This is a genomic window from Methanocella sp., assembly GCF_035506375.1.
Lineage (GTDB): Archaea > Halobacteriota > Methanocellia > Methanocellales > Methanocellaceae > Methanocella.
This window is the reverse complement of sequence record NZ_DATJPM010000053.1, coordinates 1-6,275: the sequence shown is the minus strand read 5'-3', so window position 1 is coordinate 6,275 and position 6,275 is coordinate 1. Positions and strand designations below refer to the sequence as shown.

Here is a 6,275-nt window from a genome sequence, read left to right as displayed (position 1 = left end):
AACACTAAACAACCTCCCAAAGGCACGGACCCCACTAAATTAACTTGAAACACTAGAGAAAGCATATTAAATAAAGTATAAGGGTCATGCCGTTCTCGTGGTTCAATCCTTTAGTGTTTTAGTGCTCATTCGGGAGGTTGTTTCGTGTTTTAAGCGCCAGGCATGGACCTTAGTGATTTTCGTGACTTACGTGGGATATAAAAATAATTCGTGTTTTCGTGTTGAAAAACCGGCGGGCAGTACGAAAATCGAAAAAAAGGCAAAGGACCACTAAACAAACACGGAACTACTGATTGTGCCTTTGTGGTGAGAGGCCAAAGGGCTGCACCAGCATCCAAAATATGTATAAGAACCAAAAAGGATTATGCGCAGCGCCGGCAGACGTAAACGATGTCGTAGTCCGCGTCGTCGTCCTTGATCCAGCCCTTGAGGAGCTTCTTGCCCACCATTAAATGGTAGCGGCCGCACTTCGCGCACTTTTTTATTTTAAACTCGTCGTACCACTCGGGCTTGACCTCGAACTCGAACTCGGCCTGCTCCCGGTCCACGACATCCCGGGCCACCCGGCGGGCCTGCTTTAGCTCCAGGCCGGTATTCTGGGAAATATCATAGGCGATGCAGCTTATCAGGAGCATTCTTTCGACATCGCTGAAGATGTCGCCAAAGAAGTCGTACATGCGGTCCATCATCGCCGGGTCCATGTCGAAGGGCATCTCATCGTAGTCCGGCACGCAGGTAATGAACGAGTCCGCGTCGGGCGAGCCGCCAGACGGGGCTTCCTTGTGCTCCTTGATCCGGGCGCCGCAGAGCGGGCATTTGCCCATGATCAGCTCGTCGTCGAAGATTTCTTCTCCACATCCGGGACAGCGCATTTTGGCATCTCCATTATAGTATAAACACGGCAGCAGATATAACTGTTGTCCAATTCCCCTCGTCGTCCACTTCGGCAGTCTTCGAAATATTCATGGTCGACTCGGGGTGCTCGTTTTTCCAGGTATAATACATGTTTTCCGCCAGCTTTTCCGCATACATGCCGGCGCATTTCTCGGTTTCACCATAGGAGTGGTGCTCGGATAGATAGCCAAAGTCGGCCTGGCGGTCCGTGGGCTTGGCACAGCCGATCGCAGCGGCGATGCGGCGGCTCGGCTCGTTGGACGAGTTCCGTGACATCACGGTAAAGACGATCTCGCCCGGAACCAGCGATTTTAACCCCTCGCTGCGCTCGATGATCTCGCATTTCGGGGGCAGGATCGAGCTTACGGTGACAAGGTTGAACTTCTCAATGCCGGCGTCTCTCAGCGCCATCTCGAACGATTCCAGCATTTCTTTGTGCGTCCCTGAGCCGCTCGTAAAGAACACTTTTTTTGGTACAAGCCCTTGTCTCATCTGGCATCTCCTTTAGCAATCGTAAAACATATGTCCAATCAGACACTTTAGGTGTATGGTGTGTTAATTGAACGACTTGAACATTAAGATTATCGAGGTCGGAGGTTCGATCCTCATTCTTGCGGTCTTTATCGCCTTATTAGTCATCGTGGGTTCTCTGCCGGAGCTGAAAACCTGGTCGAATATCCTGTACGTCGTACTATTTCTGGGCTATACTGCCGTCATGAGCCTGTTCGGATTGAAGATGGCACCCTACCTCAGCCCTTGAGCTTTCGTACATTTTACGGTCATTAGCGATACCCCGTATCGCTAATCGACTAAGCTTAGTCTTTAATGATCTAGTATCATTAATAGACTAGTGCTTATTATATACCCTGCACGTTTAAACCTTTCGAATATTAATATTCGGGCACCCTAATGGAGCTTATTAAGGGGATATATTTTTTGGTAGGGCTTGAGGCCGGCGCACTGATAAAAATAAAAAATGGGCCTATAGTTTTTGGAATACGAAATAGAGGCCCGTGAGCAGAAGGAGGCCGATTAACCCGGCGAGCGCCAGAGGCGTATAAGAAAATCCTGTCGCCTGTGGCGTTGAAATGGCCGGGACAGGCGAGCTTATCTGCGGGAGCATGTGGAGTGGCAGTGGTATGAGGCCAGGCTCAATGACCAGGACGACGGGGAGGTGCTCGTTGACGTTCCAGGCGGGCTGGACCGTGACGCGCAGTGTGGCTGTCTCGGTCTTTTTGCCATTTTCGACATGGACGGCATAAATATCATAATCGCCCGGCGGCACATGGAAATAAAAACTGCCTTTGCCGTCGGTGTTGTTGGCGACCTGGTGGTATTTTACTCCGGTCGATACCGATGTTAAATACACGTCCCCGGTGATGAAACGTGCATCGGCGGACGTGCCCGACTTGATGGCGCCGTAGAGATAGCCCTCCGCCGGCTCCGGGTAATCGGCGAACTGCGTCTCCTCGCTCTTTATGGATACGTTGCCCTGGGCCGGATACCAGCGCGTGTAGTACGAGGGTACTTTGTACGTTTTGCCGTTCTTATCCAGCGAGACCCGGACGGTGATCGTGGCGGTGCTGGAGTTCACGTTAACGAAATCGTAGCTGCCGTTATCGTCCGTCTTCATTACGCCGATCACGTTATAAGCGTAATCGATGAGTGTTACGTTCGCCCCGGCGACCGGGCTGCCCGTCGCGTCGATGACCTGCCCGGATATGGAGAACAACTGGCTATCGGCTAACGCTGGCATGATAAAAGCAAATGAAAAGGCCGCCAAGGCACTACAGATGAATAAAAGTATACGTCGCATATACGACGTATTTATAAATAGCTTATTTAAACTTTATATCACCATCGGTTAACCTGGTCGAAGGCGGTATCTTTTTATTTACCAGGCGGTCGTAGTACCGGGCTACGACACAGCCTTTCGTGCAGCGGCCGCAGTGGTCGCAGCGCCTCTCATCGATCTTTATATGACCGTCCAGCCTGATGGCATGCTTCGGGCACGCCTTCACGCAGATGCGGCATTTCGTGCACAGCGAGGCCCGCAGCACCTGCCTGACCGTATCCTCGAAGAGCCTTCCTGCACTTTCTTTGTCGTTCGCCGAGGCGTAGATCTGGCCTCCGGCGAATAGCTTGGCCGTCTTCCCCTTCGGCGCCCGGACCAGTATGACGTCCAGGTCCTCCGAATATACGGGAGTGCCGATGGTCTTGAGCATCTCCATCAGCATCGGGTTCGGCGCCCTATTCGGCAGACGCAGGACTCCCTCTATGCTGTATCCGCCCAGCGTGCAGGGGCTTACGCCCCTTATGATATCCAGCGCCATACCACTCTTATAGGACGGCTTCAGGGGGATGTGCTTTTCCCGAGCTATGTTGAGCATTTTGTTCGGGTGCGACTTCCAGCGCCAGAAGCCATAGCGCACATAGTCCGGCGTGAGGCCCGATTCGTCCGCCCACCTGTAGAGCTTATTCTGCCACTCCCCGTGGCGGTCCGGGTGCAACTCCTTCATCCTTACATATTCCGCCTGAAGGGCGGCGGGGCAGAGCCAGCAGCCTATACGCTCGAAGCCCTTATCGTACAATTCGTTATATGGCAACTTTTCCATACGGATATACAGCCACACTTCAATGGCGCGCCAGTCCTTGATGGGGTAAACGCTAAGCTGGCCGGGAACGAACGGGTTTCGCTCGACGGTCTCTATGCTGCCCCGCTGGAACGACTCGTAGCGGCGCTTGCCGTCGACGGTGATGACGCCGCTCTTATACTGTGATAGTAATGTGGTGATCGGCCCGAGCTTGCAGACCTTGCAGCACCACCTGAAGTCTTTTGCCGGCGGGCCGAACACCGGAAAATTCTCGTCGAAAGCTTTACCGGCTTTTTCGACCTTTACAGGAACTCCGCCCGCAGCGGTATCCTCTACGAACTTCGTGGTCTCAGGGAATTCGAGGCCCGTATCGACGTAGAACGCCTCGAACTTTTTCACGGCCTTCTTCGTCAGGTTCAGCACGACGAGACTGTCCTTGCCGCCGCTGAACGAGACGGTCACGGGTAATTCCCTGTTCCTGCCCTGGCTGACTACACCTTTAATGACGCCGATGGCGTCCTTTTCCATGGCCTCCATCGTTTTCCTGTTGGCCGCGACGGCGTCTTCGATGGTGCCGAGCTTCTCGTTCAGCCTGATGGTGCCACCGCCGATCTTTCTGATCTTGATCGTGTTCTGGGACGGGTCCTTGATGCCTGCCGCGTCCGCTTTAGCCACGCCGAAGCCGTTGAAGGTGTCGTTTACCCGGATGAGTATGATATCGTCCTTTTTAATGTCGGAAGAGGCCCCGACGACCGTGTTTCCCTTGATGCCTTTCCCGCTCAGGTGCATGTTCCGGGGCACGTCCACGGTTACGGTCTTCATTTTTGTCATAGACATGAGGAGCTTGGCGCCGTAGAGCCGCAAGTCCAGCTTATAGTCCTCGTCTTTCAAGTCGTAGTAGGCGACGGCGATGGTGTAGCCGTCCACGATGACCTCGTCGGCCTTATCGTCTCCGGGTATTTTATTCAATAGCACGAGACGCTCGCCGATCGGGTCGCAGCCGAAGTCGTGTTCGAACAATTTTCTGATGACCATGCGCTCATAGGGCGAGCAGAACCGGACGTCGCCCGGCGGGGAAAGCCTGACCTGCCTGGCGTCGGCTCCGCATGCGCCGCAATGCTCGCGGACGAGCGGCACGTTGCATCTATCGCACCAAAAAATGTAGTCCAGGGCTTCCTCAAAAGGCTTGATTCCGGCCATCGGGGTATACACTGTGAGGCGGGGTTAAATATCTTATGATATTGTGCGGGCGGGTGAAAATTATGGGGAGACATGGTTGGCGGATCATGAGAGAAAATAGTTATAATGGCTCTTTTTCATATAAACATGGGATCGCTATGCGAAAGCTTTTGCTTGGCCTGGTCGCCGGCGCCACTTTGGCAACAGCGCTCATACTCGCCGGCATGTACTCGTACGATAACATTAGTCTGAGCACCGGCGATCTGACAAATAAGCAAAAAATCGATGCCCGGAATATCGCGCTCTCTGACCATCTGGTAGCGTTCTTCCTCGATAATCCCAATGCCACGCATAGCATCGGGAATATTGGACGCCCAGGGCCTGATTTCTATATCCGTCCCGACGCCGCCCGCACCATCGCCACGGTCCCCGTTTATATTAAAAACGAATATGGGACGACCAACCTGACCATTACGGTCGACCTGGATAACGGTCGTGTCCTAGGCCAGTATTTCGATGAACGTTCTCCCGATATCACCTACAAACAGCAGATGAACGCAATAGAAGTCGCTCTCAACGACCATTATGTTCAAAACTGGATGAAAGACCTGGCGACCGGAAGTACGGCAAACGGCTCGAATATTTATTTTGACGGGCTTACCATCCGGGGCGTCCATATGTCGGGATTTAATGAATATGGCTATACAGACCCCTTCGGTTTTTACGTGGACGTGCCATTAACCATCGACAGCTCCATTCCCCCGGCGGTAAAATATCTGACCGTAACGGTCAACTTAGCCGATAATACCACCGCCATCCGAAAAGAATCATGGGGCGAAGGCCTGATGGGCTCGGTCGTTACTGCGACGATACCGCCATGCCAGAGCTTTTTCGCCCATTATTATACTCCGCTGGGCAATTTGACGCTCTCCCATGGGCTACCGGCAAGCAGCATAGTATTTTCAACTAGCATAAGCATAGACTCGCAGCCGGATGATATTGACATCCGTCCGCAGGTCGTCGACCAGGAGAACCTGGCCCGCCAACGGAACGGCACTACATTTTCAGAATTGGCCGGGGCTCGCTACCACGTCGTTGGTAACCATTGGGCGATTTTTATTCCGCAGCATACAGATTTCTTCCTGGTTTTGAAAAACGAAGATAATCGCCGGGCCGTAAATGTAACGATACCAATTCGGTACTTCTAGTATTTTTTGCTGTGTTGAATTACTCCCGTATTTTAAGCTTCATAAGGGCACGGAGGGCACTATTTTCACCACAAAGGCACGATGGCACAAAGGCTCACAAAGTTTTCTTTTTAGATTAAGTTACAAAGAACACAAAGCCGGTTCATCGGCGATCAGGGCACGAAGGATACAAAGACACAGTGGAATGAACAAGAGCACTTTTTGCCCCTGTGCCATCATATCCTGTATCTTATAAGTTCAAAAAGCGGCTTTGTGCCCTTTGTCTCTTAATTATAAAAAAGACTTTGTGAGCCTCCGTGCCATAGTGCCTTTGTGGTGAAAAATAGTGCCTCCGTACACTCTGAGACTTAAAAGGGCATATACAACACAGCAGTATTTTTTTAAAACTAACATCTAAATA

The 6,275-nt window shown here is 52.2% G+C and carries 6 protein-coding genes; 2 read left to right on the top strand and 4 right to left on the bottom strand.

What is annotated here, in order from left to right:
• Window positions 1–362: 362 nt before the first annotated feature.
• Entirely contained in the window at window positions 363–872 is a 510-nt protein-coding gene (locus VMC84_RS06930) for a hypothetical protein (RefSeq protein ID WP_325379253.1), read from the bottom strand.
• 13 nt (window positions 873–885) lie between these two features.
• Window positions 886–1,386 (bottom strand): pyruvoyl-dependent arginine decarboxylase, encoded by a 501-nt coding sequence (locus tag VMC84_RS06925; RefSeq protein WP_325379252.1) that lies wholly within the window; start codon window positions 1,384–1,386, stop codon window positions 886–888.
• Between the two features lie 67 nt (window positions 1,387–1,453).
• On the opposite strand from VMC84_RS06925, the gene VMC84_RS06920 reads away from it, so the two are divergent.
• Window positions 1,454–1,654, top strand: coding sequence for a hypothetical protein (locus tag VMC84_RS06920; protein ID WP_325379251.1), 201 nt, complete (start codon window positions 1,454–1,456; stop codon window positions 1,652–1,654).
• Window positions 1,655–1,876: 222 nt separating this feature from the next.
• Here the strand turns inward: VMC84_RS06920 and VMC84_RS06915 are convergent, their stop codons facing one another.
• Together VMC84_RS06915 and VMC84_RS06910 are read right to left on the bottom strand one after the other, a co-directional pair.
• Window positions 1,877–2,650 carry a carboxypeptidase-like regulatory domain-containing protein gene (locus VMC84_RS06915; protein WP_325379250.1) on the bottom strand — a complete coding sequence of 258 codons (774 nt, stop codon included), beginning with the start codon at window positions 2,648–2,650 and terminating at the stop codon, window positions 1,877–1,879.
• An 82-nt stretch (window positions 2,651–2,732) separates the two neighbouring features.
• The gene (locus VMC84_RS06910; protein ID WP_325379249.1) at window positions 2,733–4,688 is read right to left on the bottom strand and encodes a phosphoadenosine phosphosulfate reductase family protein; all 1,956 of its coding nucleotides are present in this window, start codon (window positions 4,686–4,688) and stop codon (window positions 2,733–2,735) included.
• 137 nt (window positions 4,689–4,825) lie between these two features.
• On the opposite strand from VMC84_RS06910, the gene VMC84_RS06905 reads away from it, so the two are divergent.
• Window positions 4,826–5,875 carry a hypothetical protein gene (locus VMC84_RS06905; RefSeq protein WP_325379248.1) on the top strand — a complete coding sequence of 350 codons (1,050 nt, stop codon included), beginning with the start codon at window positions 4,826–4,828 and terminating at the stop codon, window positions 5,873–5,875.
• Window positions 5,876–6,275 lie beyond the last annotated feature (400 nt).

Bases quoted from the DNA above. Each gene is read 5' to 3' on its own strand.
- VMC84_RS06930 (WP_325379253.1), bottom strand. From the start codon at position 872: ATGCGCTGTCCCGGATGTGGAGAAGAAATCTTCGACGACGAGCTGATC.
- VMC84_RS06925 (WP_325379252.1), bottom strand. From the start codon at position 1,386: ATGAGACAAGGGCTTGTACCAAAAAAAGTGTTCTTTACGAGCGGCTCA.
- VMC84_RS06915 (WP_325379250.1), bottom strand. From the start codon at position 2,650: ATGCCAGCGTTAGCCGATAGCCAGTTGTTCTCCATATCCGGGCAGGTC.
- VMC84_RS06910 (WP_325379249.1), bottom strand. From the start codon at position 4,688: ATGGCCGGAATCAAGCCTTTTGAGGAAGCCCTGGACTACATTTTTTGG.
- VMC84_RS06905 (WP_325379248.1), top strand. From the start codon at position 4,826: ATGCGAAAGCTTTTGCTTGGCCTGGTCGCCGGCGCCACTTTGGCAACA.